Origin of the sequence: Limnobacter olei, assembly GCF_029087225.1 — a bacterium.
GTDB classification, from domain to species: domain Bacteria; phylum Pseudomonadota; class Gammaproteobacteria; order Burkholderiales; family Burkholderiaceae_B; genus Limnobacter; species Limnobacter olei.
Genome location: NZ_JARFJD010000031.1, coordinates 21082 through 46380, shown reverse-complemented (window position 1 = coordinate 46380; position 25299 = coordinate 21082). Strand labels below are relative to the sequence as shown.

The 25299-nt window shown below is 53.6% G+C and carries 28 protein-coding genes and 1 pseudogene; 8 read left to right on the top strand and 21 right to left on the bottom strand.

The features are described 5' to 3' along the window. Window positions 1–287: 287 nt before the first annotated feature. Both fosX and PY990_RS14880 read left to right on the top strand, forming a co-directional pair. Entirely contained in the window at window positions 288–692 is a 405-nt protein-coding gene (fosX, locus tag PY990_RS14885; protein ID WP_275272277.1) for a FosX/FosE/FosI family fosfomycin resistance hydrolase, read from the top strand. 380 nt (window positions 693–1072) lie between these two features. Further along, on the top strand, window positions 1073–1486 hold the full coding sequence (locus PY990_RS14880; protein WP_275272276.1) for a VOC family protein: 414 nt from the start codon (window positions 1073–1075) through the stop codon (window positions 1484–1486). 147 nt (window positions 1487–1633) lie between these two features. Here the strand turns inward: PY990_RS14880 and PY990_RS14875 are convergent, their stop codons facing one another. Then, on the bottom strand, window positions 1634–1798 hold the full coding sequence (locus PY990_RS14875; RefSeq protein ID WP_275272282.1) for a hypothetical protein: 165 nt from the start codon (window positions 1796–1798) through the stop codon (window positions 1634–1636). Here PY990_RS14875 and PY990_RS14870 point away from each other — a divergent pair. Next, complete coding sequence (locus PY990_RS14870; protein WP_343075084.1) at window positions 1779–2393, top strand: DsbA family protein; 615 nt, start codon at window positions 1779–1781, stop codon at window positions 2391–2393. The genes PY990_RS14875 and PY990_RS14870 overlap by 20 nt on opposite strands. A 67-nt stretch (window positions 2394–2460) precedes the next feature. Beyond that, window positions 2461–2742: pseudogene (locus tag PY990_RS14865) on the top strand (HigA family addiction module antitoxin); the annotation flags it as partial. A gap of 55 nt (window positions 2743–2797) precedes the next feature. On the opposite strand, the gene PY990_RS14860 reads toward PY990_RS14865, so the two are convergent. The 14 genes from PY990_RS14860 to PY990_RS14795 form a co-directional block, all read right to left on the bottom strand. Beyond that, window positions 2798–3337, bottom strand: coding sequence for a DUF3455 domain-containing protein (locus tag PY990_RS14860; protein WP_275272275.1), 540 nt, complete (start codon window positions 3335–3337; stop codon window positions 2798–2800). Between the two features lie 75 nt (window positions 3338–3412). Next, window positions 3413–4249: a sulfite exporter TauE/SafE family protein gene (locus PY990_RS14855; protein ID WP_275272274.1), complete on the bottom strand. Its 837-nt coding sequence runs from the start codon at window positions 4247–4249 to the stop codon at window positions 3413–3415. Further along, a complete protein-coding gene (locus PY990_RS14850) occupies window positions 4237–5142 on the bottom strand; it encodes an acyltransferase domain-containing protein (RefSeq protein WP_275272273.1) in 906 nt (301 codons plus the stop codon). The genes PY990_RS14855 and PY990_RS14850 overlap by 13 nt, the downstream gene beginning before the upstream one ends. Then, window positions 5139–6017, bottom strand: coding sequence for a triphosphoribosyl-dephospho-CoA synthase (locus PY990_RS14845; RefSeq protein WP_275272272.1), 879 nt, complete (start codon window positions 6015–6017; stop codon window positions 5139–5141). The genes PY990_RS14850 and PY990_RS14845 overlap by 4 nt, the downstream gene beginning before the upstream one ends. After that, window positions 6014–6712, bottom strand: coding sequence for a malonate decarboxylase holo-[acyl-carrier-protein] synthase (gene mdcG, locus PY990_RS14840; RefSeq protein WP_275272271.1), 699 nt, complete (start codon window positions 6710–6712; stop codon window positions 6014–6016). The genes PY990_RS14845 and mdcG overlap by 4 nt, the downstream gene beginning before the upstream one ends. A 21-nt stretch (window positions 6713–6733) precedes the next feature. Beyond that, window positions 6734–7456, bottom strand: a complete 723-nt coding sequence (mdcE, locus tag PY990_RS14835) for a biotin-independent malonate decarboxylase subunit gamma (RefSeq protein WP_275272270.1) — start codon at window positions 7454–7456, stop codon at window positions 6734–6736. Continuing rightward, a complete protein-coding gene (locus tag PY990_RS14830) occupies window positions 7453–8352 on the bottom strand; it encodes a biotin-independent malonate decarboxylase subunit beta (protein WP_275272269.1) in 900 nt (299 codons plus the stop codon). The genes mdcE and PY990_RS14830 overlap by 4 nt, the downstream gene beginning before the upstream one ends. Further along, window positions 8342–8665 (bottom strand): malonate decarboxylase acyl carrier protein, encoded by a 324-nt coding sequence (gene mdcC, locus PY990_RS14825; RefSeq protein WP_413789546.1) that lies wholly within the window; start codon window positions 8663–8665, stop codon window positions 8342–8344. Before mdcC ends, PY990_RS14830 begins: the two co-directional genes overlap by 11 nt. A 12-nt stretch (window positions 8666–8677) precedes the next feature. Beyond that, entirely contained in the window at window positions 8678–10336 is a 1659-nt protein-coding gene (gene mdcA / locus PY990_RS14820) for a malonate decarboxylase subunit alpha (protein WP_275272279.1), read from the bottom strand. Window positions 10337–10356: 20 nt separating this feature from the next. Next, window positions 10357–11700 carry a TRAP transporter large permease gene (locus PY990_RS14815; RefSeq protein ID WP_275272268.1) on the bottom strand — a complete coding sequence of 448 codons (1344 nt, stop codon included), beginning with the start codon at window positions 11698–11700 and terminating at the stop codon, window positions 10357–10359. A gap of 2 nt (window positions 11701–11702) precedes the next feature. Then, window positions 11703–12245: a TRAP transporter small permease subunit gene (locus tag PY990_RS14810; protein ID WP_275272267.1), complete on the bottom strand. Its 543-nt coding sequence runs from the start codon at window positions 12243–12245 to the stop codon at window positions 11703–11705. An 83-nt stretch (window positions 12246–12328) separates the two neighbouring features. Next, complete coding sequence (gene dctP, locus PY990_RS14805; RefSeq protein WP_275272266.1) at window positions 12329–13348, bottom strand: TRAP transporter substrate-binding protein DctP; 1020 nt, start codon at window positions 13346–13348, stop codon at window positions 12329–12331. A 95-nt stretch (window positions 13349–13443) separates the two neighbouring features. Beyond that, the gene (locus PY990_RS14800) at window positions 13444–14196 is read right to left on the bottom strand and encodes a maleate cis-trans isomerase family protein (RefSeq protein WP_275272265.1); all 753 of its coding nucleotides are present in this window, start codon (window positions 14194–14196) and stop codon (window positions 13444–13446) included. A gap of 22 nt (window positions 14197–14218) precedes the next feature. After that, on the bottom strand, window positions 14219–14938 hold the full coding sequence (locus PY990_RS14795) for a haloacid dehalogenase type II (RefSeq protein ID WP_275272264.1): 720 nt from the start codon (window positions 14936–14938) through the stop codon (window positions 14219–14221). 169 nt (window positions 14939–15107) lie between these two features. On the opposite strand from PY990_RS14795, the gene PY990_RS14790 reads away from it, so the two are divergent. After that, window positions 15108–15779: a GntR family transcriptional regulator gene (locus PY990_RS14790; RefSeq protein WP_275272263.1), complete on the top strand. Its 672-nt coding sequence runs from the start codon at window positions 15108–15110 to the stop codon at window positions 15777–15779. Window positions 15780–15803: 24 nt separating this feature from the next. Here the strand turns inward: PY990_RS14790 and PY990_RS14785 are convergent, their stop codons facing one another. From PY990_RS14785 to PY990_RS14770, 4 genes are read right to left on the bottom strand one after another with little or no spacing between them, the layout of a single operon-like run. Then, window positions 15804–16412: a flavin reductase family protein gene (locus PY990_RS14785; RefSeq protein WP_275272262.1), complete on the bottom strand. Its 609-nt coding sequence runs from the start codon at window positions 16410–16412 to the stop codon at window positions 15804–15806. A gap of 15 nt (window positions 16413–16427) precedes the next feature. After that, window positions 16428–16985: a YaeQ family protein gene (locus PY990_RS14780; protein ID WP_343075083.1), complete on the bottom strand. Its 558-nt coding sequence runs from the start codon at window positions 16983–16985 to the stop codon at window positions 16428–16430. 32 nt (window positions 16986–17017) lie between these two features. Next, a complete protein-coding gene (locus PY990_RS14775) occupies window positions 17018–18355 on the bottom strand; it encodes a DUF1329 domain-containing protein (protein WP_275272261.1) in 1338 nt (445 codons plus the stop codon). Between the two features lie 26 nt (window positions 18356–18381). After that, window positions 18382–19842, bottom strand: a complete 1461-nt coding sequence (locus PY990_RS14770) for a hypothetical protein (RefSeq protein ID WP_275272260.1) — start codon at window positions 19840–19842, stop codon at window positions 18382–18384. A 101-nt stretch (window positions 19843–19943) separates the two neighbouring features. Between PY990_RS14770 and PY990_RS14765 the strand changes: the two genes are divergently transcribed. Continuing rightward, window positions 19944–20609: a TetR/AcrR family transcriptional regulator gene (locus PY990_RS14765; RefSeq protein WP_275272259.1), complete on the top strand. Its 666-nt coding sequence runs from the start codon at window positions 19944–19946 to the stop codon at window positions 20607–20609. Here the strand turns inward: PY990_RS14765 and PY990_RS14760 are convergent. Together PY990_RS14760 and PY990_RS14755 are read right to left on the bottom strand one after the other, a co-directional pair. Then, a complete protein-coding gene (locus PY990_RS14760) occupies window positions 20604–21983 on the bottom strand; it encodes an FAD-binding domain-containing protein (protein ID WP_275272258.1) in 1380 nt (459 codons plus the stop codon). The two genes, PY990_RS14765 and PY990_RS14760, sit on opposite strands and share 6 nt — an antisense overlap. A 17-nt stretch (window positions 21984–22000) precedes the next feature. Continuing rightward, window positions 22001–22858, bottom strand: a complete 858-nt coding sequence (locus tag PY990_RS14755) for an undecaprenyl-diphosphate phosphatase (protein ID WP_275272257.1) — start codon at window positions 22856–22858, stop codon at window positions 22001–22003. A 177-nt stretch (window positions 22859–23035) separates the two neighbouring features. Here PY990_RS14755 and PY990_RS14750 point away from each other — a divergent pair, with 177 nt between their 5' ends. Both PY990_RS14750 and PY990_RS14745 read left to right on the top strand, forming a co-directional pair. Beyond that, window positions 23036–24154 (top strand): DegT/DnrJ/EryC1/StrS family aminotransferase, encoded by a 1119-nt coding sequence (locus PY990_RS14750; protein ID WP_275272256.1) that lies wholly within the window; start codon window positions 23036–23038, stop codon window positions 24152–24154. Continuing rightward, on the top strand, window positions 24147–25292 hold the full coding sequence (locus tag PY990_RS14745) for an ATP-grasp domain-containing protein (protein WP_275272255.1): 1146 nt from the start codon (window positions 24147–24149) through the stop codon (window positions 25290–25292). Before PY990_RS14750 ends, PY990_RS14745 begins: the two co-directional genes overlap by 8 nt. Window positions 25293–25299 lie beyond the last annotated feature (7 nt).

Sequence of the window (25299 nt, the reverse complement as noted above, 5' to 3'; positions counted from 1 at the left end):
ATTTTGGATGCAAGTCAACAGATCGTGCCCATCCTTCTTCTCATGCATCGGCTATGGGGTGTTTCAAAGGTCAATATCACGGCAGGGGGCACCGCTTACGGATTGCTAATTGGCGGTGCATTGGCCTCAAATGGGAAAATCGCTTGATTAGCGGTGGGCCCGCTTCTGGGGTCGGCGGCAGGGCTCCTTTTCTGGTTGGTTCTTCAGCGCGATCTCCAAAAGAAGGAGCCTAACCAATCGTTCAAGGGGACGCCTGACGGCGCCCCTTAACTCCGACGTTAGAGCTCATGGACGGTATCAGCCACCTGACATTCCTCGTTAGAGACCTAGATCGCATGGCGAGATTCATGTGTGAAGGTCTGGGTGCTGTCGAGGTTTATGACAGCAACGGCAAGAACTTCTCTCTCTCTCGCGAGAAGTTCTTTGTCCTAGGAGGTGTCTGGGTCGCCGCCATGGAGGGGATGCCTCCGGCTGAGCGCAGCTACCAGCACGTGGCCTTCCGCGTTCAACAAGAGGACCTTTCGCAGTACCGCGAGCGACTTGAGCGTATCGGGGCCGAGGTTCTTCCGTCGCGCTCTCGTGTTCCGGGTGAGGGGGAGTCTTTGTATGTCTATGACTTCGACAACCATCTCTTTGAGCTGCATTCCGGCACACTTCAGGAGCGCCTTACTAGGTACGCCGTAGAGCGCTAACATTTCGCTCAAGCGGACGTTATACCTCGTAGGCGTAGAACACATCTCACCGCCAAGAAATTCTTGATCCGGGAGCTGAACCGTCCTGATGCAGAGGAAATTCGAGAGAGTTACCTTTCACTGCCAAATCAAAGTAATGAGCTCGTATTCTTCCCCCTGCGGCTCCGGCCGCCCATCACGTCAAACGTCAGGCTCAGCGAAAACAGGCACCACGGCATGCAAACTGGCTTACTGTCACGGCTCAATCAGGCCGTCTGCCCTGAAAGTCAGCCAACCGCCGGGCTTTTTGCTCCGGGGTGCCTGGATGTCACTTGCACAACTAACTGTATGCATGTACAGTAATTTGGAAATCTTATGATACACAACATCAGGACCTATACATGCTTGATCACATGACGTTTCGCGTAAAGGATATTTCACGCGCGAAGGAGTTCTACAGTGCTGCTCTTGCACCACTAGGCTACAGTGTGTGCTTTGAGGGCAACTACGGAGCGAACATACTTGGGTTGGCCTATCCAGACGCCTCGGAGCCCGATGGTAAGAAGGCAGATGTGTGGTTTATTGACGGGCCATCTCCGTATGGAGGGCCAAGTTCGACGACTGGGTGCCATCTTGCGTGGCGCGCGAAAAGTCGTGCGGAAGTAGATGCATTTTACAAAGCGGCTCTTGCCGCAGGTGGAATAGACAACGGATCCCCGGGCTTGCGCCCGAATTATCATGCGAATTATTATGGCGCATTCATTATTGATCCAGAAGGCAATAATATAGAGGCGGTCTGTCACCTTCCGGAGTAATTGCGACATTCCACGCCCCGTCATATCAAATCAATTCCAATAAGTGGCTGCTACGTTTTCCAGCGCGGATTGATACTTGAAGTGCAACACCTAGCAATTCAGACCATGCGTACTTGCCAAACCTTCCACTCCGCGCCTCAGCCTAACTCAGCGTTGCACGCAGACGCAAAAACCGGCCATGCCTTCGGCATTTTCATGGCCGGTTTTTCGCCCTCCGCCCTCACGGGCTTCGGCGCCGGTGAACTCGGTGTTATGCACCAGTAAGCCGTTCTTCGGAGTAGACAGAGTGAGTATGCGATTTTTATATGTCATGGATCCCATGTGTGCCTGGTGTTATGGGTTTCAACCGGAGTTGGATCGGTTTCTAGAACAGTACCCTTCAGTGGAGGTGGACTGGATAATGGGAGGGTTAGCGCCTGATACCAAAGAACCCATGAGCGAAAACCTGAAAGAAGCTATTTCTTCCTATTGGCATCAAATAGAAAAGGTTTCTCAAGTCATGTTTAATCACAGTTATTGGGAACGGAACACACCTTATCGTTCAACATACCAAGCTTGTAGAGCAGTGATAGCAGCTGAGAAGTTAGCTGCCAGAAGCTCACCAAATATGGCAAAAGCAATTCAATCTGCTTATTACCGTGAGGCCAGGAACCCGTCTTTAGATGAAACGCTGATTGATTGCGCTGGCACAATAGGGTTGTGCGAGGAGCAGTTTTTAACTGTCCTTCACTCCAAAGAAACTGAACATGAGTTTCAAGAACATTTGGCAATTGCACGTCATCTTCAAGTTAGTGGGTTTCCCGCCCTCTTCTGCATTAACAAAGAGAATCAGGCTTATCCTCTAACTCACGGTTTTTGCAAAGCTGAGGCGCTTTTTGAACGTTTCAGTTCAATCGCAGAAGATTAAGCACATAACAAAGCGTTTAAGAGCGACTCAATAAAGCGGAGTTACATTAAACCGGCTCAAGACTACGTTGGGGGCGCTTGAAGTCGAAAGTCTGACGGCCGCTCCGGCCGTTAAACAGTCAAACACTCGACGCCTGCTGAATTACATCCATATCACTGGCATTTACCTTGAGCCACATGGAATCAGCGGGCGAGAGCTTGCAAAAAAACTGGACGTGGCGCCCTATACGCTCAGCCGTATCCTCAACGGTAGTAGCCGGGTAACACCAGAAATGGCACTTCGGCTTTCCAAGGCGATCGGGCGATCACCTGAAAGTTGGCTCGCCATGCAAGACGCTCACGATTTGTGGATAGCACGGAAAAATGTGAATCTACGCCGTGTGGGCAAGCTTCGAACTGCATTAATCAATTCGCCTTCCAAAATCGGTACTCCGCCTTGTAACTCACCTCGGCTTTTTCGCCTTCATTGTCAGCAGTACATTTTTTGGAGGGCGCAACACCGCCCTGCGTATTCACACGCTGTACATAACTGACTCCGGTCAAAGCACCCTGCCCGCCAGCCACATCGGCTTTCACCAGTTGAAGGGGAATATTCTTGCTGCCATTGGGCGACACCGCCACTTGCGAACCAGTGACAAACGAGCCGTCTTTGTGAGCCCAGCGCGCGGGCGGGCCGGAGTAATCGCCCACTTTCTCACCGCCCTTATCGGTCAGTTCGGCTTTCGGACCCACCATGGTCCACTTGTAAGTGGTCAGCGGGTCTTTTTCCTTGCTGCACTGGTATTCAATGATTCCGCTGGCTTTGGTTTCAAGCACCAAAGTATTGGCAGTGGCCACCTGAATGAGTGCGGGCAAATCTTTTTGCGCAGAATCAGTTTGTGCAAAAGCTGCAGGCTGCGCGCAAAGCGCGACCAATCCAAACATCAACAAACCAGTTTTTTTCATGGGTATTGCCTCGTACTGCTTTGTTTCATCAACTAAAGCTAACGCGGGCAAACGCACATGCGTTTACAAACCTGCCTAGAACACGCCGCGCATCATGTTCACTGCAATGCCGAACACCACGATGGCGAACACTTTTCGAAGCAAGGGTGCAGGCAGAATGTGTGCCGCCTGTGCGCCCCATGGGGCTAGCAACACACTGGCCACCACGGTGAACAACAATGCCGGTGTGTATACAAAACCCAGGCTACCAGTGGGTAGACCAGGCGCAGTCCAGCCGTTGAATATAAAACCCAGCGTGCCTCCCAATGCGATCGGAAAACCCATCGCCGATGCAGTGCCAATTGCATTTTTAATCGACACATTGCACCAGACCAAAAACGGCACCGTGAGTGCACCGCCACCTACAGCAACCAGTGAAGACGCCGTACCAATAAAGGTGGCTACACCCATTTGCCCGTTGCGTCCTGGCAGTACACGGCCGGGTTTTGGCTTGTATTCAAAAAACATTTGAAAGGAGGCCAAACCCATGAAGAGCGCGAAAAACACAATCAGGAAAGTGGTGGACACATGCCGAGCGAGGAAGGTACCAAACAAGGTTCCCAATAAAATGCCGGGAATGAAATTTTTCACAACATCCCAGCGCACAGCACCATGAAGGTGGTGCGAACGCACACTGGAAACCGAAGTGAACAAAATGGTGGCCATGGAAGTGCCGAGGGCCAAACGGAAGTTCCACTGCCCGGGCAATGCGGCCAGCTTAAAAGCCCACACCAATGCAGGCACCAGCACACTGCCCCCGCCCACGCCCAAAAGGCCAGCGAGAAAACCGGCAACAATACCGATTGCAATGTACGCAGCCACTGCCTGCACCGTGAAAATTTCAGCAAACAGTGCTGCGTTCAATTCAACCAATTCAATGCACCTTCAAGGGTTTGAAACTCGGACAAGGAACGCGCTTTCACATTCGGAAATCGCTCGCGTACCATGCGGGTGAGCGTATTGCCCGGGCCCACTTCAAAATAAACGGTGGCACCCATTTCTGCAGCAAGATCCAATGTACGGGCCCAGTTCAACGGCTCTGAAATTTGGCGTGCAAGGCAGTCGATTGCCTCGGTGCGACTTTCAACAGGACTGCCATCCAGCGCACTTAGCACCGGGCATTCAAAATTGTTCCAAAAGGCGGCCTGCAATGCGGTTCGATAAGCCACGGTGGCATCAATCAACCATGGCGTGTGCGAAGGCACCTGCACATTCAAATGCACCACATGCGCACCCAACTCACGCTCCATGGCTTTGCAAATTGACTTCATCACCGCGGTGGGGCCAGCGAGCACAGCATGTTGCTCATCATTCACAATGGCCACTGCCAAGCCGTGTTGCTGTGCAATCGATTGAAGCTTCTCTAGCCGTATGCCCTTCACGGCCATCATGCCGTAGGCGGCGGGTGCGGCATGGTCCATGCACTGTGCGCGTTGAACGGCCAGGGTGATGGCATCCAGTGGCCTTACACTGCCAGCCACCACATGCGCAGTCAGCTCACCAATGCTGTAGCCTGCGCTTAAATCGGCCCGAATACCCTGCGCTTTCAGTGCCTGTGTAACGGCTGCGCCCACCGCCACAATCAATGGCTGTGCGTGGGAATTCATTGAGTTAAGTTCGGGATTTTTCGCAACGGCCAAGGCGTCGAATGGCATGCCACTGAACAAGGCTGAAAGGTGGGATGCAATCAGTGGTTCGGCCAGCAAACGTGGCAGCATGTCGGTGGTTTGGCTGCCCTGCCCGGGGCACAGGATGCACAGGCTCATTGCCGGGCCACCATAAAATTTGGTAACTCTGAATTTACTCGCACCAAGGCCTGAATGAACAGGGCTGCTGAAAGCAAATCAGCACTACCGCCCGGGCTTAACCATTGCGCTTCAAACTGACTGCAAAGGTGTTCGGCCCTGCTACGCCAACCCGGTGTAAACACACCACCTTCTGCCAGAAATTGATCAGCCCGGCTTTGCGCCCATTGCAAGCCCTTCAAGCCACCGCGATGTGCAAGGTTGGTATCCGGCAACTTTCCAATCGTGCACACCAGGGCATGCAACTGAGCCTGCTCTGCACTCAAACCCTCGGACAAAGCCCAACGCAATTGGGGCAACGTGGTCCAGAACAGCACCGGGAAACCTTCGGCCGCTTGCTCGCGCGCACCGGGCAAACCAAAGGCATCTTTCACGCGGCGACCATGCGTTGGTGAGTCAAGGCGTTGAACCTGGTCTTGCACGCCTGCCAACAATATATTCACGCCCCATTTGGCCGCCACCAACCTGCCTAGGCTAATCGGGTCGAAGCAACCATGTTCACGAAACTGGGTGCCCGCTGCACCCGCCAGCAAACCCATCAGAAAAATGGCACCTTTGTGGGTATTTATACCTTCAGTGGCCTTGAACATGGCTTTCTCGGCGGCCAGCCCATGCGCCTGCAATGTTCTGAATTCTGCGCCCACTATACCGGCGGCAAAACATCTTCCGAAGTACCCCTGCAAAGCGGCAATACTGCGGTAGAAGGTGGTGCAATTCATGTCAGCGTGGCTGCCATTGTTGCCTGGGCAAACCAAGCCTGGCTTGTACTCCAGGTCCACTTCCTGTCGAAGGGCTTCGCAGGCTGCTGCATCAATTCGCGCGACCAGTTCTTTCATGCAGCACTCCCAACCGGGCACTGGAAACCGGATCGGTAAATGCTCAAACCAAGAAGATTCACGGCGTGATTGGTTTTCACCAGCAACTGCGAATTGGGATCGGAAAAGCTTCGAAGTAGTTCACGCCACTGCACAGCATCGCCGCTTGGGCTGAGTACTTCACCATCCACCTTGAATTCGGGGTATTGGTTTTGAAGTGCATGCAGAAATAGGCACAGCTTTTCTGCATCAGCCCAACTCGATGGCTTGAACAACACATCGAGATCAGAACTTTCAGTCATACATGGCAAACCCGTGAGCACCTGAACTGCACTGGAGCCATACACATGAGCGGCAATACTGTGCTTGGCCAGAAAGAACTGCAATTCGCCCCCACCCGGCTGCCAATGTTGTGGCAACAGGGGTAACACCGCAGCCAACGATGGTCCCTGCTGGTGCTTTTCAACACCTTGGACATTCACCAAAAACGACAAACGCCGCTTGCCCCACGATGCGGGCTCAGCAAGCCCAAGTCGCAAGAAGCCCTCTGGTACATCAGCCTGACGCGCCACAATCAGCGGGTAGTCACCCAGCACCCAGCGGTGCAACAGCGACAAGGCACTGACGGGCTCTATAGGTGCAGGCCCAACGTACTCGGCATGCTTCACGGCATCCAGTTTCAACCACACCAGGTCATGGCGATTAAATGTACTCATTGAGTGCTCACAGGCTGCTCATCAATTCGCCAAAACACGCTCAAGCACCACACCGGCTGCTGTTCTGCCGCCGCGTTCAACGCCACGTTCAATTCGCCTGTCTTTGCCAATTTCCTCACGTGATCTGGCTTGCAAACGGGTGATTGAATCGGCCAGTTGCGCAGCGTAATCGCCTTGCCACACTGCATCCAGGTGGCCCATGCGGAAGTAATTCTCCACCCCGGGTGAAAACACCGGCGACTGTTTGGCCAATTCCTGCAAATGATCCAAAGGAATTTTTGTAATGCGTGACATCGCCGGCAAATTCATCACCTTGATTTCCGCATCGGCCAAGGCATAGCAGGCGTCTGCCATCATGCCAGTGCTGATGTATCCGCCACTGACCGCTTCACCATACACCACGCTCAGAATCACATGACCGCGCTGGCGAGCCAGTTCAACCACCTTGGCCAGGTGCGCCATGTAACCGTTCAAACCCATCAACTCGTCTCGACGTCGAAGACGCTGGCCTTGTGTGTCCAGTAAAAATACGATTGGTTCGCCCGGACGTTGCCTGATGGTTTCAATCACCACACGCGCCATGGTCAGGGCCATGTCTGCACCCACTTCGGCTTTTTCAGAGGTGCCAATCACAGTCACTTCCTGATTGGCAACCCTGGCGCGACCGTAAAAATGATCCGCCTCGAGGTAATCCGCTTTCCAGCCATCGGCAAACAAGGCGTTCAATACCTGGTCCCTGTTCATCGCGTACCCCTTGCTACGTTGCGTGCGCTGTCAGTTGCGCGTACAAATTCATCTGCAGGCATCAACGCCAGTTCTTCGGCGCTGGGTAACCCCAGGCGTTGCCAGATTTCCTTCGCATCCCGGCAGTCACCAAACTGTTCAAGCCGTTGCGTCAACATGGCATGTTCATCTTCCAGATTCTCAAGATCAAAACCCACCTTGCCGGAATCTAGTGCGGCCAAAGCGGCGTTGCGAAACGCATCCACTTCATCGGCCACCAAGGCTTGAATGTCGCCCATCACATAACGATGCTTGCCACCGCTGACCCGCCACACCAGGGCGCGATCGCGTGAATCGAATTCTTCCACGCCATACACTGTTTCAATCACCTCCGGGCCGGACATGGCCAAGCGCCCTTCTTCGGACATGATCAACACATCGCAGCAACGGGCAATCAAGCCGGTACCACCAAAGCAACCTGCAGCACCACCAATCAAACCAATGAACTGCACACCTTGTGCACGGGCTGCGCACACCGCACGCATAATTTCCGAAACCGCAATTAGGCCGGCATTGGCCTCGTGCAAACGCACGCCTCCACTTTCAAAAATCAGCAGCACTGCGCTGGGCTTTTCCTTAATGGCCTTGGCAATGAGCGCAGTAATTTTTGCACCATGCACTTCGCCAATGGCTCCGCCCAGAAACTCACCTTCCTGGGCAGCGACCAGCACAGGTGCGCCACCCAAAGTGGCTCGCCCAATGACCACGCCATCGTCAAATGCTACGGGTTGTTCCAGCAGCGCCATGTGCGGGCTGCTGATGCGATCCGACGGTTTCAGGATTTCTTGAAAGCTGCCTGCATCGCACACGGCCTGCACACGCTCGCGCGCACTGGCCTCCAGAAAACTATTGGCCATGTTGGTTCTCCCATGCCTCAATGGCTTGATCCAGGCGCAAGCTGACCACAGCGGGTGTTGCGCCCACATCATGAATTTCAATTTTCAAACCGCCTGCATGTTTACGCTCTGCAAAGTCGTTCAACACAGCCCGCCAAATTTGTCCAAATCCGCGTGCTGAAGTTTGAATGTCCACTGAACAATGCGCGGCATCTTCGCCTTTCTCCAACAACACTTCGCAGTTGCCGCTGGCGGTGACGCCCACCAGCACTGCGTCGCGGTTTGTTTGCTGAATCTTGCTGGGCAAGTTGTATTTCAGTTGTTCCATGCTCATGATGAAAGCCCCTTACCAGTTGCGGAAACGGCTGGGCGGATTGTACAAACCACCTGAAGCACGCACCAAGTCTTTCACGGTTTTTGCGGCCAATAAATCGCGTGTGGCATCGCACCGGGCAACGCCCAAATCTTCAGCGCGTTTAATCACGCCTCGGGCACGCAGTTCTTCCACCTTTTTTTTGTCGCGGGCCATGCCCACTTCGGTGTAACCAGCCACGCCACGAATGGCTTGTTCACGCTCCTCTTCACTGCGGCACAAAAGCAAATTCGCAATGCCTTCCTCGGTCACAATGTGGGTGACATCATCCCCAAAAATCATCACGGGCGGGTTGTTCAAACCCATGCCGTCGGCCAGGTCCCAGGCATCGAGGCGTTCAACAAATGCTGGCGCCATGTGCTCGCGGAATGTTTCCACCATTTGCACCACCAGCTTTCGGCCGCGCGGCATGTGCTTGGGGTTGGCTTGCGCTTCTCGCCCTGCCTTCACCCAGGCCTCGCTTTCATGCCGGCGCCCACGCGCATCAGCACCCATATTGGGTGCGCCACCAAAGCCTGCAATGCGCCCTTTCGTGGCTGTGCTGCTGTTGCCGTAGGTGTCAATTTGCAAAGTAGAACCAATGAACAGGTCGCAGGCGTAGTGCCCTGCTGCCTGGCAGAATGCGCGGTTGCTGCGCATGCTGCCATCGTTACCGGTGAAGAACACATCGGGCCTCGCCGCAATGTATTTCTCCATGCCCAGTTCACTGCCGAAGCTGTGCACGCTTTGCACAAAACCGGCTTCAATGGCGGGTATCAATGCCGGGTGCGGGTTCAGCGCCCAGTTGGTACAAATTTTTCCCTTCAAGCCGAGTTGCTCGCCATAGGTGGGCAACAGCAACTCAATGGCCGCAGTGTCGAATCCAATACCGTGGTTCAAACGCTTCACGCCGTACTCTGCGTAAATGCCTTTGATCACCATCATGGCCATCAACACCTGTATTTCAGAAATCTGTGCGGGGTCGCGCGTAAACAGCGGTTCAATGTAATTCGGGCGCGGCGCATGAATGACAAAATCCACCCAATCCGCGGGTACATCCACACGCGGCAGTGTGTCGCGTATTTCATTCACCTGCACAATCACAATGCCATTCTTGAATGCAGCTGCTTCCACAATGGCGGGTGTGTCCTCGGTGTTCGGGCCGGTGTACAGGTTGCCTTGTGCATCGGCAGCCTCTGCAGCGATCAGGGCGACATCGGGCGTTAAATCGACAAAGTAACGACCAAATAATTCAAGGTAAGTGTGAATCGCATTGATCTTGATTTTGCCAGCCGCCACCAGGTTGGCCAGGCGCGCACCTTGCGGTCCGGAAAACGAAAAATCAATTTCCTTGGCAATGCCTTTGTCAAACAAAGCCGTGTGTTCGGGCAAAGCCACCACCGATTGCAACAAGTGCAAATCATGCACCTGTTGCGGGTTCACTTTGGCCAAACACTGCGCCAGAAAATCAGCTTGCTTCTGGTTGTTGCCTTCCAGGCAAACCCGGTCACCAGGCTGAATCACACTTTCAAGCAAAGCCACTGTTTGCTCAGCGTTCACCACCTTGCCGGAACTTCCGCCGACAAGGTGGGAAGCTCGGCCCAACCGGGCCGCCTTGGATTGTTGCCCTTGGCGCCACGCAGTGTTGGTCATGCTCATTGTTTTTTTCCTGCTTAGTAGTCGTAGAACATGTCGGGCAAGAACATTACGATTTCCGGGAAAATTGCCAGCAACACGATGTACAACGAAATAATCACGATGAATGGAATAATGCCCCGCAAGATTTCACCGAACTTGATGTCAGGCGCAATGCCGTTGATCACGAACAGGTTCAATCCCACGGGTGGTGTAATCAACCCAAGTTCCATGTTCAAGGTCAAAATAATGCCGAACCAGATTGGGTCGAAACCCGCAGCCAAAATAGGCGGCAGAATAACTGGTGTGATCATCAAGATGATGGCCACTGGCGGCAAGAAGCAGCCCAGCACCAACAGCAGAATGTTCACCCAGAACAGCAAGGCCCACTTCGACATTTCCAGGGCCACCAGCCATTCGGCCATGCTTTGGCTAATTCGCAGGTAGCTCATCACATAGGTGAACAGGAATGACATGGCAATGATCATCATCACCATGCAGCTTTCTTTCGCAGTGCCCGTGAAAATCGCGCTGAGATCCTTCCACTGATAACACTTGTACAGCGCAATCACCAAAATCAGTGCAGCCACTGCACCCACACCCGCTACTTCGGAAGGTGTGCCAAAGCCGCCATACATGGCGCCCATGATCAAGCCAATCAGGAAGAGGAAAGGCAGCAAGCGCGGTAACGCCTCCATCTTTTCTTTCCATGTGAAGTGCTCTTTGTCAGCCACAGCAGCAATTTGCTCAGGCGTGGCGGTTTTCATCCAGGCGTGCCGGTCTTTGGCAAATTTGTACATCACCCACAGCGAGAAAAACACGGCGAGTAAAAGACCGGGAATAATGCCGGCAATAAACAACTTGCCAATGGATTGCTCGGCCATCACGCCGTAGATGATGAGCGTGATGCTGGGTGGAATCAGAATACCCAGTGTGCCGCCCGCCGCAATCAGTCCAGACGCCAATGCGCCCGTGTAACCGCGCTTGCGCATTTCGGGAATTCCCATGCCGCCAATGGCCGCGCAGGTTGCGGGGCTTGAACCACACAGGGCTGCAAAAATGGTACAGCCTGCCACGTTGGCCACGCCCAGGCTACCCGGAATTTTATACAGCCAGCGATAAGCGGATTCATACAAATCCACTGCGGCCCGGGTTTTACCAATGGCTGCGCCCATCAAGATGAACAGGGGAATGGTGAGCAAAGTGAAATTTTCAAGCTCACCGAAAATGGTTTCCGCAATCAAATGAATATTGGTTGGCGGCATGAAAAAGTACATGATGATGACTGCTGTTGAACCCAGGGCAAATGCGATTGGCATGCCCGAGAACAGCAGAATCATGGTGAGGGTGAGTAGTATCAACCCGATTTCGAGTACGCCCATGTTTACGCTCCTTGGCCACTGCCATGACTGTGGTTGGGCAGATCAGGCACTTTGCCTGCAAGGCCTTCAACAACCTGCACAATGAATTGCAAAGTCAGCAAGAACATACCGACCGCCATGAAAAAGTAAGGAATCCACAATTCTGGGCCCCAGGTAGAACTGGTTGTCCAGCCTTGATCCCAAGCCTCGTGGCAATACACAGCGGACAGATAGGCCACCAAACCACAAAACAGCATCGACAAAATATCGCCGATCAGAATTCGAATTCGTGATGCCTGTTTGGACATGACTTCGTCTAGAATTTCAATGCCCACATGCCCACGCTCACGCTGGGTATGTGCGGCCGCCAGAAAAGTGGCTGCAATCAACATGAAAATACTGAGTTCAATAACCCAGTCATTTGAAACTTGAATGACATAACGGGTGATCACTTCGTACACCAGCACGAGTGAACACACGAGAATCAGCAATGCGGACAGATATGCCATGGCTTGGTTGATACCACGCACGGTGCCGCTGAACACTCGCCACAAAGGGTTGTTCATAGTTGTCTCCGAATGGAACTTGAACACCAAACCCGCTTCGCCTGGAAAGGGGTTTGGTGCGCTTTTGCTTTACTTAACAGGCCTTACTTAACGGCGGTGGCCATGTCCAACCACTTCTGGCCGTCTTTCACTTCTTCAGCAAAATCAACCCAAGCCGTTTTCTTGGCAACTTCACGCCATGCATTGAAGGTTGCGTCATCCATGGCATAGGCTTTTTTACCTGCTTTCTTCCAAACTTCCGCAGCCATCTGGTCGTCTTTCTTGGACTCTTCGATTGAGAACTTCTCAAGGCTTGCACCCACTTCCATCACAGCTTTCTGTTGTGCAGGTGTCAGGCGATCAAACGTGGACTTGGCCATCAAGAGGGGTTCGAACATGAACCAGAAAGAGTTCTGGCTTGCATCGGTCAAGTGATCACCCACCTCTTCCAGACGGAAAGAAATGATGGATGTACTCGAGGTAACAGCTGCATCCAACACACCGGTTTGCATCGCGCTGTACACCTCGTTCGATGGCACGTTGGTGATAGAACCGCCTGCGCCTTTCAGCATCAAATCCATGTGCTTGGAAGCACCACGAATCTTCACGCCTTTGACGTCTGCAGGTGCCAATACTTTTTTCTTGGAAGCAATGCCACCGGCCTGCCAAATCCAGGTCACCACTTTCACGCCCTTGCTTTCCAGCAGCTTTTCCAGTTCTTTGCCGATGGGCTGACCTTTCCAGCGGTGGCCTTGTTCGTAGCTGGTAATCAAGCCTGGCATCAAGGTAATGTTTACCTGTGGGATCTTGCCGCCTTCATAGGCCAGTGGGTACAAAGTCATGTCCACTGAGCCGTTTTGCAAGGCACCAAACTGCGCAAAGGTTTTGACCAGCGAGCTGCCTGGGTAAATTTCAAACTTCAGGCTGCCATTGGTTTTCTCAGCCACTTCGCGCGCAAACTTGCGCACCAGGCGGTCACGGAAATCGCCTTTTTCTTCGGTGCCGCCTGGGAACTGGTGCGATACCTTGATGGTGGTGGTTTGTGCCGATGCAACGTTGGCGAAACCAAAAGTGATTGCTGCTGCTGCCATACCGGCCACCAGGGGTTTGATCATGAACTTCATGAGTAAGTCTCCTCTCTGCTTCTAATTGAACGCTGTTGAATCAGGTGAGTGATCCACAAACGCTTTCCACATCCGAACGAAATTTCTGGGTTCGTTCAATATTTCCCGGACAACAGCGAGCCGAAGCCCGGGGCATAGGTCTTCAGACCCAATTTCTTTAACATCATGTATGTCGTCGCAACCGATGAAGACAATACCGGCATACCCGCGCGGTCTTCGATCTGCTGAATGGAGGCCAGCGACGGCATTTGCACACAGGCCGACGCAACAATGGCGTCCACGTTGGCTGTATTCAGTTTCTTGGTGTGCTCAACCGGGGCCAGCGGGTTCAACAAACCCACTTCCAGGTTGTTCGACACTTCCAGCGAAATGCTGTCCAGTACCTCGATGCCTTCGTGCTCGATGTAATCCACAACCAGTTGGGTCAGCGGTTTCATGTAGGGGGTGAGAATGGCCACTTTCTTGGCGCCGATTGCCTTCAAGCTGTCGACCAGTGCACCTGCGCTGGTCACCACTGGCGCGGGGCCACCCGCTTCCACAGTGCGGCCATGCAGGCGTTCTTCTGATTTTTTGTGATAACCCAAACCCATGCTCATGATGGCCACCAGGCAGGCATAACCCAATACATCCACGCGGGCATCGGCCAGTTCCAGCGCACAGCGGTCGGAATCGGCATCCATCTTGGCCAACTCTTCCTTGGTCACATGCTGCATGCGCATGCGGCTGGAGTGAAAGGTGAATCGTTCGGCTTCTACCGCTTCACGTGCCCGCAGAATCGCAGGAATCTCGGTTTCCATGGTGGTGTTTGAACTCGGCACAATCTGGCCGATTCTGTAAATCTTGCTCATTGCATTCTCCGTGTATGCGGGCTTAGGTGGCCAACTGGCGAGCCAAGTCCACAAAGTCTTGTGCTACGAAATCGAACTCGCCTGTTTCAACTTTGGGCAGGGGCACGTGTTCGCCAAATTCAAAAGGCCGCATTACATACGCCGTGCGCATGCCCTGCGCTTTGGCTGCACGCAAGTCGCTGGGGTGGCTGGCGCAAAGCATGACTTGCTCAATTGGCAAATTCAGCAGGCCGGCCACGCCGTGGTACGTTTCAGGGTCGGGCTTGTAATGCTTGAACAGTTCCGCCGATACGATGCAGTCCCACGGCAAACCTGCATTTTTCGCCATGGCTGTGAGCAGGGAAAAATTACCGTTTGAAAGCGTGGTGATCGTGAATTGTTTTTTCAGGGCATGAAGGCCTGCCACTGTGTCAGGCCAGGGTGTAAGGCGATGCCACACCTTGTTCAGGTTTTCGCGCTGTTCTTCACTCAATCGGGAAAGTCCGAACTGGTCCACGATGGAATCGAGGATCATGCGGTGCAGGCTGTCGATGTGCATCCAGGGCAACTCACCCTTGCGCACACGGTCCATGGCCGGGGCATAACCGGCACGCCAGGCATCAGCGAACGCATGTGCGTCGAGTTGCAGGCCCATGTGCTTTGCAATCAATGCGACTTCACGCGCTACACTGCCGCGCCAGTCAACCACTGTGCCGAATACATCAAATGCAAGCGCTTTCACTGCGCTGGCTGCGTGACTCATCCATGTCTCCTGATTCGTTCGCCCGAAACTGATTGTGTTTGGTCGTTTGCTCTCTTATTATTGTATTTAGAGCATCGCATTTTGCATGCGTTATTTGATTTATTGTATACAAGACTAATGTCGGTCGTATACATTGTCAATAACGCTGATTCATTTTTTTTATCACCCCATGAAGAAAAAACTGTCAGAAGACGTACGGGACCAAATTGAAGAACTGATCGCTTTTGGCAAACTGCCGCCTGGCGACCATCTGGACGAAACCGAGCTGGCGGACCGTTTTGGCGTGTCCCGAACGCCGATTCGAGAGGCTTTGAACCAACTGGCCACCGCCGGTTTGGTTGAACTGCGTGCCCGGCGCGGTGCCGTAGTGGCGCAATTTACAGCCCAACAATTGGTTGAAATGTTCGAGGTGATGGGTGAGTTTGAAGGCATGTGCGGCCGCCTTGCCGCCCGGCGACTGACCGATGATGAGCAGAAAGAATTGGTGGCCACGCACGAAGAATGCAAAGCTGCCATGGCCAAGGGCGGCGACCCCGATGAGTACTACCAGCTCAATGACAAATTTCACGGTGTAATTTACCGAGGCAGCCACAATGAGTTTTTGATGGAGCAAGCCTGGGGCCTGCGAAGAAGGCTGCGGCCCTATCGCCGCTTGCAGCTGCGGGTGCGCGGGCGTATACCCACCTCGCTGGATGAACACGATGCAATCGTGAAAGCGATTCTTGCCGGTGATGGCAACACCGCGAATGAATTGTTACGTAGCCATGTGATGGTGCAAGGCCAGCGATTCGCTGATTTGGTGGCCTCACTGCCTTTGTTGAAGGCAAGGTCAGCTGCCTGAATCTTTTCGGCCTCGCTCAGTGGTCTACACTTTCGGCCTGGCCAAATCAAAATTGATGCGGGTGGTGCAATACCCATCACCTGCAAGTTTGCCCACCGCGTCCAGCAAGTCATTGGCAATTAGTCCTGCGCGCAGGGCTGAATCATTCACGTCAACACCCAACACATCCAGCAACATCATCGAGCCGCCCATGGGGCCCTCACCCACAAGTTTCACTTCCCGCAAATTGCATTCGAAACGCACCAGTGCATCTTCAACGCCTGGTGCAGTCACCGCTTTGCTCAGCGACTTATTTAAACCTGCCTTTTCGAACTCATCCACCTCGGGCGGGTAGTCGCCGCAACTGGTATTCATCGCATCCACCAGCACATGGCTCACCACGTTTACCACGCATTCACGCGTGGCTTGAAGATTGGTCAGCGTGTCTTTCTCAGCGCGGTTGCGCGGGTTCACCTGCACAACGCACAACACAGGTGGCTTGCAACTGGCCACCGTGAAAAATGAATACGGTGCCAAGTTCGCAATGCCGTTTTCACTCAAGGTACTCACCCACGCGATGGGGCGAGGCACCACTGCACCGGTCAGCAACTGATAATTTTCACGGGGGCTGATTTCCGAGGTGTTGAAGTACATGCAGTGATGACCTCCCTAAACGATTGCGCTCTTCAGCGTAACAGGCTGCACAGCCACTTCACCCAAATACACCATGCCTTCCTGAATGGTGCAGGCCAGGTTCATGTTGCGCTGGGCCAGCCCGGCGAGCGTTGCGCCATCTTCCACACTCAGTTGAAGTACTTGCACCTTGTCCAGTTTGTTCAACCAGTCCTGGTTTTGTTTCCACCACACCTCCGCTGAACGTGTGTAGCAGTAAATCACCACGCGGTCGGAACGGCCACAGGCTTTTTTAATTCGGCTTTCATCGGGTTGGCCCACATCGATCCACACCTTGATTTGACCCGTGGGGTCCACTTCCCACACAGCAGCTTCGTCTTCAGCCGACAAACCTTTCCCGAACTGAACGTCTTGCCCGGCGTGCATGGCAAAGGCCAGCAGGCGAACCATCATTCGCTCTTCAGTTTCAGAAGGGTGCAGTGCAAGCGTGAGTGAGTATTGGGCGAAGTGGTTGCGATCCAGGTCGGACACATCCAGTTGAACTTTGTAAACGGTGGCTCGAAGGGCCATGGGGCGACTCGCGGTTTGAAACATTCAAACCGCGATTATCGCTGATTACTGCAGGATTAACGACCCATGCGGCGCAGGGCAGCCGTGGAGAAGTCAGCAGGCGAGTACTTCTTGCCAAACTCGGCAAACTTTTCTTCGTTGGTCAAACCACCCACCAGGTAGCGACGCGATTGAAGGTCATAGATAACCTCACCCGCAGAAGCGAAAGCTGGCGCGTGGTAAGCCTGTGTACCGTACACCTCACGAACACGCCAAAGGGTATTTCGGCTGTCGTACTGGTCCGCGTGCAACACACCCCATGAATCTTCATCGATGTAGAACACCCGCTTGGCATAAATATGGCGCTTGCCGGGCTTCAGGTTGGCCTCTACCACCCAAACCCGGTGCAACTCATAACGCACCAAATCAGGATTCACATGGCTTTTCTGAATAATGTTGCTGTACTTCAGTGTTTGATCAGCCAATTTGTAGTTGTTGTAGGGCACGTACATTTCTTTCTTGCCCACCAGCTTCCACTCGTAGCGATCGGGGGAACCGTTAAAACCGTTCAAATCATCGTTGGTACGCAAGCCGTCTGCGCCAATACCTGGTGAGTCGTAAGCCAGCTCAGGAGCACGAATTACGCGGCGTTGACCAGGGTTGTACTGCCAGGCCAAACGCGGCTCAGCCACCTGATTAACAGGCTCATGAACCAAAGCGACCTCACCAGCTGCGTTGGCTGGTGCAGTAATCTGGTTCATGAAGTACAAAATTCGGTTGGGCTCTGGGCTGTCCATGTGAGATGCCAATGACACAGTCTCAATTCGCTTGCCCACTGTGAATGATCCATCGGTCTGAACCGGGAAATCCGCCGAATAGCGAGTGAATGAACCACCCAAATCACGGAAGTTGTGATTCCAGATCACCTCTACGCCACTCTTGGGCACCGGGAAAGGAATGTTGGACTTCTTGATGCCTTCCACGCCATTACCACCATCGACCAGCTTCACATTCGGTGCTTCGGCTTTTGCGTTGTCATACACCGACTGGCGATACCCGGCTGTGCGATGTGTTTTGTACACATTCATCTTGTAGGTGGGGTAACGCTTCATCATTTCCATCTGGCCCGGCGTCAAATTGGCCGCGTACTGCGCCATGTTCGCCGCGCTGATGGTGAACAGAGGCTTCTCGTCGGCGAAAGGGTTAATGTAGCCCTTGTCTGGGTCGAAGCCCTTGGGCGGCGTAACTAAACCGCCTGTCCAATCAGGAATGGTGCCCGCGGCATTGCCTTTTTTCTCAGCACCCACGGGGGTTAAGCTTTTGCCCAATTCAGACAGGTCATTGGCCAGCGCTGCGCCACTTCCCAAAATGATTGCTGCGGCCAGCAAACCGTGTTTCAACTTGTGCACTGCCATTTCATAGTCTCCTCAAGAATGAGTGGTTATCGGTTGGTGTTTTGATCTTGTTCACACAGTGCGAACACCTCGCCACTGCGATTGCTTTGTGTAAAAACGTTTGGGTCGCAATAAATGCCGACAGGCGCGAAATCTTTCATGACATCTGCAAGCGGCTTGCCCTTCTCCACATTCTGTATTGCCTCGGCAAATTCAGGGTTGTGCAGCATGTGGCGGTACAACAGCAGTTGATCAGGATATGGCCCCCAAGGCAACCACAAGAATCCGTTCTCGGGCGTGGCATTGGCCGGGCGATCAGCGGGATCGGAAATCACCACCGTGAAAAATCCTTGATCATCCAGCGGCACCTGATAATCGGCCGCGCAATCGGTGAAGCGTTGGGTTGCAAATTCATTGCCACACAACGACCAGTACCGCAACTGCTCCTCACCAAACTCGACACCTGGCTGGCCACGGTAGGTGGGCGCTTTTGCTCGAACCATTCCTATACTGCCATAGCTGCGTGCAAAACCGGTGCTTGTATACGCATTGTGCACATTGCTTAAAAAGCCACCTGAGCCTGAATCAACTCGACCACCCAGCATGCTGGTGTCTTGCCCGGTTACATTGCCTGCAATTCGAAATGCGGTGTCACCCAGGCTAAAAAACTTCAAGGTGTTGGGCGGATTGGTGGCGGTGGGGAAAGGCAAAGCCAGTTGATTGGGGTAGTCCAGACCCAACAATAGTTCATTCAAACCAAAAGGTGGAGTTGCTCCTCCAGCGCTGGGCAATAGGGGTTCGACACAATTTGGAAGTGTTCCCAATTCGCGGCTGCCATCTGCAGTCTCTAAGGTAAGTGTGGGCAAGCCCACGCCACCGTCGAAAAACTCGCCGGTGTTCGACACATAAACCCGGTAAATAAACACGGCCAGGGCATTTGGAATTTTCAGAGGGCCAAGGCCGATCTCGCCCGTGTAAAACGTGTTGGGCTTGCGTTGCACGCCCGGATTTTGAGTAGGCGATGGGCCATATTCCAGGTAAGCCGTGTAAGCGCCACCTGGCTTGGCACCCTTGCGCGCGAAGGGATTGCCCTCGCGACCTTTTTCTGCGGGCGTCAGCTCAAAGTCTGCCACCGCATCCGTGGGCCGCAGCGCCACATCGTAAGCATTGTAGGAAAAGTAACGTGCATCCGGGTAACGGCCGTCAATTCGCAGCCTTGTTTGCGGCGAGACAGGCGCAGCGGCCACCCAGTACTTGGCTTCGCTGTCGGGAAACGCAATATTCGCTTTGTCGGGATCGCTGGCTGCAATCCAGCCGCACCCCAAACCCAAGGGAGTTTCGCTGCCACCCATGGCCCTAGCCAGCGATTCACTGCTGAGCACGTTGCTGCTGGCCGCGGGCGAAGCGCCAGAACTGACTGTGGTACCTGCGTCTTCAGACGAACAGGCACCCAGCAAGGCAAACGCTGCACCTGCAACCACCGCCGTGAATACTTTTGAAAGTTTCACGCATGTCTCCTGATTTTATGGTTATATTGTATTTAATCACTCTAGATTAATACTTGGGTATTAAATCAGGCAAGCGGAAATTTACTCACAAAAACAAACACATGAACAAATCTGCCGACGCCGCACTTGTCATTGATACTCGCGAACAGCTGTTACGGATTGCGTTGAATGAATTTGCACAACATGGCATTGAAGGGGTCACGTTGAGCAAAATTCGGCAGCTGTCAGGTCAGGGCAACCGCTCGGCAGTGCACTATCACTTCAAAACCAAAGATCGATTGGTGGAAGAAGTGGTGGATTTTGTGACAGGTCAGCTAGATATTCACTGCAAGCAGGCCCACACCGAATTTGCCCGGGGCGCGCCCGAACACAAAGAATGGACCCGCCTGTGCGAACTTATTTTTGATCCCTTTGTGCAACTGTTTTCAAGCGGCGAGACTGGTGCGGTGTGCATACAGTTTTTGTCGCGCCTGACCTGGCAAACCGGCGAACAGGGACAGCGGTTTCTGACCCGCTACTTCAACCCCTACATGGATGTGTTTGCGCCCACTTTGCAACAAATTTTCCCGCAATACTCTGAGGCACAGCTGCGTTTTAAAGTGCATTTGGCCGTGAATACGGCCATTCATGGGCTAGCCGACTTTTCAATGGTGATGCACGATGAAAGGCTATTGCCCTTGGTCAACCAAAGCGGCGGTCTGAAGGAAATGCGCCGACTGTTTCACGAATACATCAGTGCGGGGCTTCGCGGCAACACCCGTTCATAACAGCCGGTTTTGGCGCATGGCATGCAAGCGTGCCTTGCCAAGCCTTAGTGATTCCGCATTGTCGACGATAGGCGTTGGGTAATTGGCAGTGCCATGTTCCGGCAACCACCGCTTCACAAACTCGCCTTTGGGATCTTGCTCGGCCTGTTGTTTCAAGGGGTCATACACCAGCATTTGCGAAAAGTGGCTGGTGCCACTTGCAATGCGAACCTGCCCGTAGTGAATAGCGGGTTCGAAGTCGAGAAACTGCTGTGCCAAAAACAAGGCCACAGGCTGCCAGGGCAGACCCAGTTGCACGCACGCAAACGACACCAACATGGCCCTTGCCCGCATGTTCAGCCAACCCGTTTGTTGCAAAAAGCGCTGGCAAGCGTCTACGTAGGCAAAGCCTGTTCGGCCCTGCTGCCAGGCATTCAAAAATTCCTCATTCACTTCCGCAGGTTCATCGCAGTAAAAAGCATCGGTTTCCAAACCCGTGTGGTTTTCCAGCTGCTGCAAATAACCTTGCCGCCAAATCAACCTGTCCACATAAAACCGCGCAGCATCTTCAACTTTTGCAATGTAGGTCGCATCACCCTGCCCATGCACCCTGTTCACCAAGGCGTTGAGTTTTTGCAGCACCTCGCGGTCGCTCACCACACCATACGCCAGATAAGGCGACAAGCGCGAGCAACCATTCCATGCTTTCAAAGGGCTGGAAATTGAGAAGGGATAACTTTTCAGTTTTGCAGATGTGAAGAATTTTGCAGCCACTGCCCGGGCCTGGGCACGGCCACCTTTCATGCGCAGTGGTTTGTCATCGCCTGCAGCCAGCGGCACCGTGGCACGGTTGAATTCAACAGGGGGTTTGGGTGCGAAGAAGGCCCGCAAATTTCGCCCGGCCGGGTTTTTGATTTCTTCTTGAGCGGCCCGGTCCAGGTAAGTTTGAAAATTAATTTTTTCAGCAAACGGATTGGCCATGAAGGTGCCACGCTGCACATTGTTTTGAGGCAATTCATGAAGCGCCACACCCGTGCTTTTACACCATGCCGCCACGGCCTGATCGCGTTGGTATTGTGCAAGCTGCGTGGTCTCCTGGTGTGCCCACACGTGGGTGAATTTGAACTGTGCATGCAGGCGGGCCAACACATCAACGGCCTCGCCCAATTCCTCGTGAAGGTAGCCACCCACATCGCGCAACTGCTGATGCAAATCATCCAGGCATTCATGCACAAACAACTGGTGTTGGCGCGCGGTGTGCGCATCTGCAATTTGGCTGGGTTCGTGAATGTACAAGGGCAGCACAAGCCCGTGCTGCTTGGCGTTGCGCATGGCTTCAAACAGCGGCAGGTGATCGCTTAAACGCAAATCCCGTTTGAACCACAACACCTGCATACTGCGTTCCTACAACTTTAAAGCGGCTGCAACACCCCGGCGGCCAACAGCGCCAACACCACAACACCCAGTACCACACGGTACACCACAAACAGGCCGTAGCCACGGGTACTGACCAGCTTGAGGAACCACACAATGACGGCATAGCCCACAAAGAATGCAATGAAGGTTGCCAATGCCGTGTTGGCTGGGCTGACCGGGCCGGCCACGCCCCAGCTTTTGTACAACTGGTAAAAGCCGGAGGCAAATACCGCGGGCACCGCGAGCAAGAAGGAATAACGCGCGGCTGCCTCGCGTGTGTAGCCCATCAGCAAACCCGCGGTGATGGTTCCGCCTGAACGGCTCACACCGGGAATGAGAGCCAAGGCTTGCGCAAAACCAAACACCATGCCGTCGCGCCAGGTCATTTCTCTCAGCTCGGTATGGCGCCTGCCCACTTTGTCGGCGAAACCAAGGATGAGACCAAACACAATCAACATGATGGCAGTCAGGTACAAATTGCGCAGATAGGTTTCAATCAGGTCTTGAAACAACAGGCCCAAAACAGCGATTGGCAAGGTACCCACAATGACCAGCCACCCCAAACGGGCATCTGGACTCATTGGCACACCACTGACAGCCTTGCGTTTGAAGGACCCACACCAGGCCAGAAAAATTCGGGCGATATCGTGGCGGAAGTACACCAGCACCGCGAGTTCGGTTCCCAGCTGGGTAATGGCCGTGAAAGCTGCACCGGGATCAAGGCCTGAGGGCAACATCGGGCCAATAATGCGCAAATGCGCACTCGATGAAATGGGCAAAAATTCAGTAAGCCCCTGGATCAGCCCCAAAATAACGGCCTCAAGCCAACCCACACCGTTGCCGGCAAAAAACATGGTGAATTCCCGGTAAATAGATCAATAAAGGCCGTTTTCAAGCCAAATTCAATGCGAACTATAGCAAGCCTGAATGGGGGAAAACATTTTTCTGAAGGGGAAAGAGGCCTGATATTTAACAAATGATTGTGTAACCCAACCGGGATAATGAGGAAAATCAAATAGAAAGGCTTGGGTATGGATCATCGGAAAATTTATGTGACGCAGCCAGCGCTGCCGCCGCTTGCGGAGTTCATACCCTACCTGGAACAGATTTGGGACAGCAAAACGCTGACCAACAACGGGCCATACCACCAGCAGCTTGAAAAGGCGCTGTGCGAGCATTTGGGTGTGCCTTTCATTTCCCTGTTTTGCAATGGCACCATTGCTTTGATGACTGCGTTGAAAGCCCTGCGCATTCAAGGCGAAGTGATTACGACCCCCTATTCATTCGTGTGCACCAGCCACTCGCTGCTGTGGAACGACCTGCAACCGGTGTTTGTGGATGTGGATCCCGTCACCCTGAACCTGGACCCCCGCCGTATTGAAGAGGCCATCACGCCGCAAACCAGTGCCATTTTGCCAGTACATTGCTATGGCCTGCCCGCCAACACCACCGAGATTCAACGCATTGCCGATGTGTATGGCCTGAAGGTGATTTACGACGCGGCCCACGCCTTTGGCGTGAAGCAAAACGGCGAGAGCATTTTGAATGCTGGTGATTTGTCAGTGCTCAGCCTGCATGCCACCAAAGTGTTCAATACCTTTGAAGGTGGAGCCATTGTTTGCAAAGACGCCAAGACCAAACAACGCATTGATTACCTGAAAAACTTCGGCTTTGCCGATGAGGTCACCGTGATGGCACCGGGCATCAACGGCAAGATGAGCGAACTGAATGCCGCCATGGGCATGCTGCAATTGAAGTATGTGGACCAGGCCATTGAAAAGCGCCACCGCATACAGGCCCTGTACCGCGAATTGCTGGCCAATGTCCCCGGAATCGAACACATGGCTGTACCCGAGAATGTGGAATGGAACGGCGCTTACTTTCCGATTTTCGTGAATGCCCACTACCCCATTACACGCGACGCGCTATACGCCCGTTTGCAAGAGCACGGTGTCCATGGTCGCCGCTATTTTTTCCCATTGATCAGCAGCATGCCCATGTACCGTGGTTTGCCCTCAGCGGCGCCACGCAATTTGCCCAATGCCCACAAAGCCGCTGAACAAGTGTTGTGCCTGCCGATTTATCCTGACCTGCCACTGGAAGATGTGGCGCGCATTTGCGTGATTATCGACGAGGCCAGCCGTGGCTAAGGTGCTGTTGGTCGACACCAATTTCTCGTCAGGACCTATCCTGAACTACCTGCGCAACGCCGGGCACACGGTGATGTTTGCGGGTGGCAAGCCCAACGACTTTTTGGCCAAGGCCACGCCGGGTTACCAACAACTGGATTATTCCAGCCCCGCAGCCCTGGCCGATTTATGCACCCAACTGGGCATCGAGTACCTGGTGCCGGGTTGCAATGATCGTTCGTATTACTCCTGCGCAGAAGTGTCGGAAACCTTGCACTTTCCCGGCATTGACCGCCTGGAAGCCACGGAGACCATCAACCACAAGCAGAAGTTTCGCACCTATGCACAACGCGAGGGTTTGTCGGTGCCCCGCGTGTTTGGCAACAATGAAACACCCGCTTGCGCTGTGATTGTAAAACCGGTCGATGCCTACAGCGGCCGCGGCATTACGGTGGTGCAGGCTGGCGAAACCAGCCAGCTGCACAAGGCAATTGGCACCGCCAAAGCCGAATCGAGAAGTGGCGATTGTTTGGTCGAAGAATATGTGGAAGGCCAGTTGTACAGCCATTCTGCATTTGTAGTGAACGGCCGCGTGGTGCAAGACTTCGTGGTGATAGAACATGGCTCGGCCAATCGTTTCGTGGTTGACACCAGCCACCTGGCCATTGATTTTCCGGTGGAGGTTCACACACGCATTCGCCGTGAAATTGAACACTTGGCCCAAAGCCTGCGCCTGTGCGATGGTTTGGTGCACACGCAATTTTTGCTGAAGGGCAATGAATTCTGGCTGGTCGAAATTACCCGCCGTTGCCCTGGCGATTTGTACAGCCAGTTGATTGAACTTTCAACCGGGTTTCCCTATGTGGCCAGTTATGCCAAAGGGTTTTTGGGTCAACGTGCAGCACCTGGCCCTTTGAAGCAACATTTCATTTTGCGCCACACACTGACCCTGCCGCACGAAGGCTTGTTGCAACACCTGCACTTTAACCACCCGGTGCACATGGAGCGTTGGGTGCCCATTGCCGCCACTGGCGATTTCATTGCGCCCAGCCCTGTAGGCCGCATCGCCCTGCTGTTTGCACGCTGCACCAACGCGGCTGAACTTCAAACACTGGCCAGCCTCGCCACACAGCGCAGGCTTTACACCTTCAATGGTTAAAGCCCCA

Coding starts and splice junctions, on each gene's coding strand:
- PY990_RS14765 (WP_275272259.1), top strand. CDS start 19,944: ATGAACAAATCTGCCGACGCCGCACTTGTCATTGATACTCGCGAACAG.
- PY990_RS14875 (WP_275272282.1), bottom strand. CDS start 1,798: ATGACATATAAAAATCGCATACTCACTCTGTCTACTCCGAAGAACGGC.
- PY990_RS14815 (WP_275272268.1), bottom strand. CDS start 11,700: ATGGGCGTACTCGAAATCGGGTTGATACTACTCACCCTCACCATGATT.
- PY990_RS14775 (WP_275272261.1), bottom strand. CDS start 18,355: ATGGCAGTGCACAAGTTGAAACACGGTTTGCTGGCCGCAGCAATCATT.
- PY990_RS14860 (WP_275272275.1), bottom strand. CDS start 3,337: ATGAAAAAAACTGGTTTGTTGATGTTTGGATTGGTCGCGCTTTGCGCG.
- PY990_RS14750 (WP_275272256.1), top strand. CDS start 23,036: ATGGATCATCGGAAAATTTATGTGACGCAGCCAGCGCTGCCGCCGCTT.
- PY990_RS14810 (WP_275272267.1), bottom strand. CDS start 12,245: ATGAACAACCCTTTGTGGCGAGTGTTCAGCGGCACCGTGCGTGGTATC.
- mdcA (WP_275272279.1), bottom strand. CDS start 10,336: ATGACCAACACTGCGTGGCGCCAAGGGCAACAATCCAAGGCGGCCCGG.
- fosX (WP_275272277.1), top strand. CDS start 288: ATGGACGGTATCAGCCACCTGACATTCCTCGTTAGAGACCTAGATCGC.
- PY990_RS14790 (WP_275272263.1), top strand. CDS start 15,108: ATGAAGAAAAAACTGTCAGAAGACGTACGGGACCAAATTGAAGAACTG.
- PY990_RS14785 (WP_275272262.1), bottom strand. CDS start 16,412: ATGTACTTCAACACCTCGGAAATCAGCCCCCGTGAAAATTATCAGTTG.
- PY990_RS14845 (WP_275272272.1), bottom strand. CDS start 6,017: ATGAAAGAACTGGTCGCGCGAATTGATGCAGCAGCCTGCGAAGCCCTT.
- PY990_RS14755 (WP_275272257.1), bottom strand. CDS start 22,858: ATGTTTTTTGCCGGCAACGGTGTGGGTTGGCTTGAGGCCGTTATTTTG.
- PY990_RS14870 (WP_343075084.1), top strand. CDS start 1,779: ATGCGATTTTTATATGTCATGGATCCCATGTGTGCCTGGTGTTATGGG.
- PY990_RS14830 (WP_275272269.1), bottom strand. CDS start 8,352: ATGGCCAATAGTTTTCTGGAGGCCAGTGCGCGCGAGCGTGTGCAGGCC.
- PY990_RS14880 (WP_275272276.1), top strand. CDS start 1,073: ATGCTTGATCACATGACGTTTCGCGTAAAGGATATTTCACGCGCGAAG.
- dctP (WP_275272266.1), bottom strand. CDS start 13,348: ATGAAGTTCATGATCAAACCCCTGGTGGCCGGTATGGCAGCAGCAGCA.
- PY990_RS14780 (WP_343075083.1), bottom strand. CDS start 16,985: ATGTTTCAAACCGCGAGTCGCCCCATGGCCCTTCGAGCCACCGTTTAC.
- PY990_RS14800 (WP_275272265.1), bottom strand. CDS start 14,196: ATGAGCAAGATTTACAGAATCGGCCAGATTGTGCCGAGTTCAAACACC.
- PY990_RS14760 (WP_275272258.1), bottom strand. CDS start 21,983: ATGCAGGTGTTGTGGTTCAAACGGGATTTGCGTTTAAGCGATCACCTG.
- PY990_RS14795 (WP_275272264.1), bottom strand. CDS start 14,938: ATGAGTCACGCAGCCAGCGCAGTGAAAGCGCTTGCATTTGATGTATTC.
- mdcC (WP_413789546.1), bottom strand. CDS start 8,665: ATGAGCATGGAACAACTGAAATACAACTTGCCCAGCAAGATTCAGCAA.
- mdcE (WP_275272270.1), bottom strand. CDS start 7,456: ATGAACAGGGACCAGGTATTGAACGCCTTGTTTGCCGATGGCTGGAAA.
- PY990_RS14850 (WP_275272273.1), bottom strand. CDS start 5,142: ATGAGCCTGTGCATCCTGTGCCCCGGGCAGGGCAGCCAAACCACCGAC.
- mdcG (WP_275272271.1), bottom strand. CDS start 6,712: ATGAGTACATTTAATCGCCATGACCTGGTGTGGTTGAAACTGGATGCC.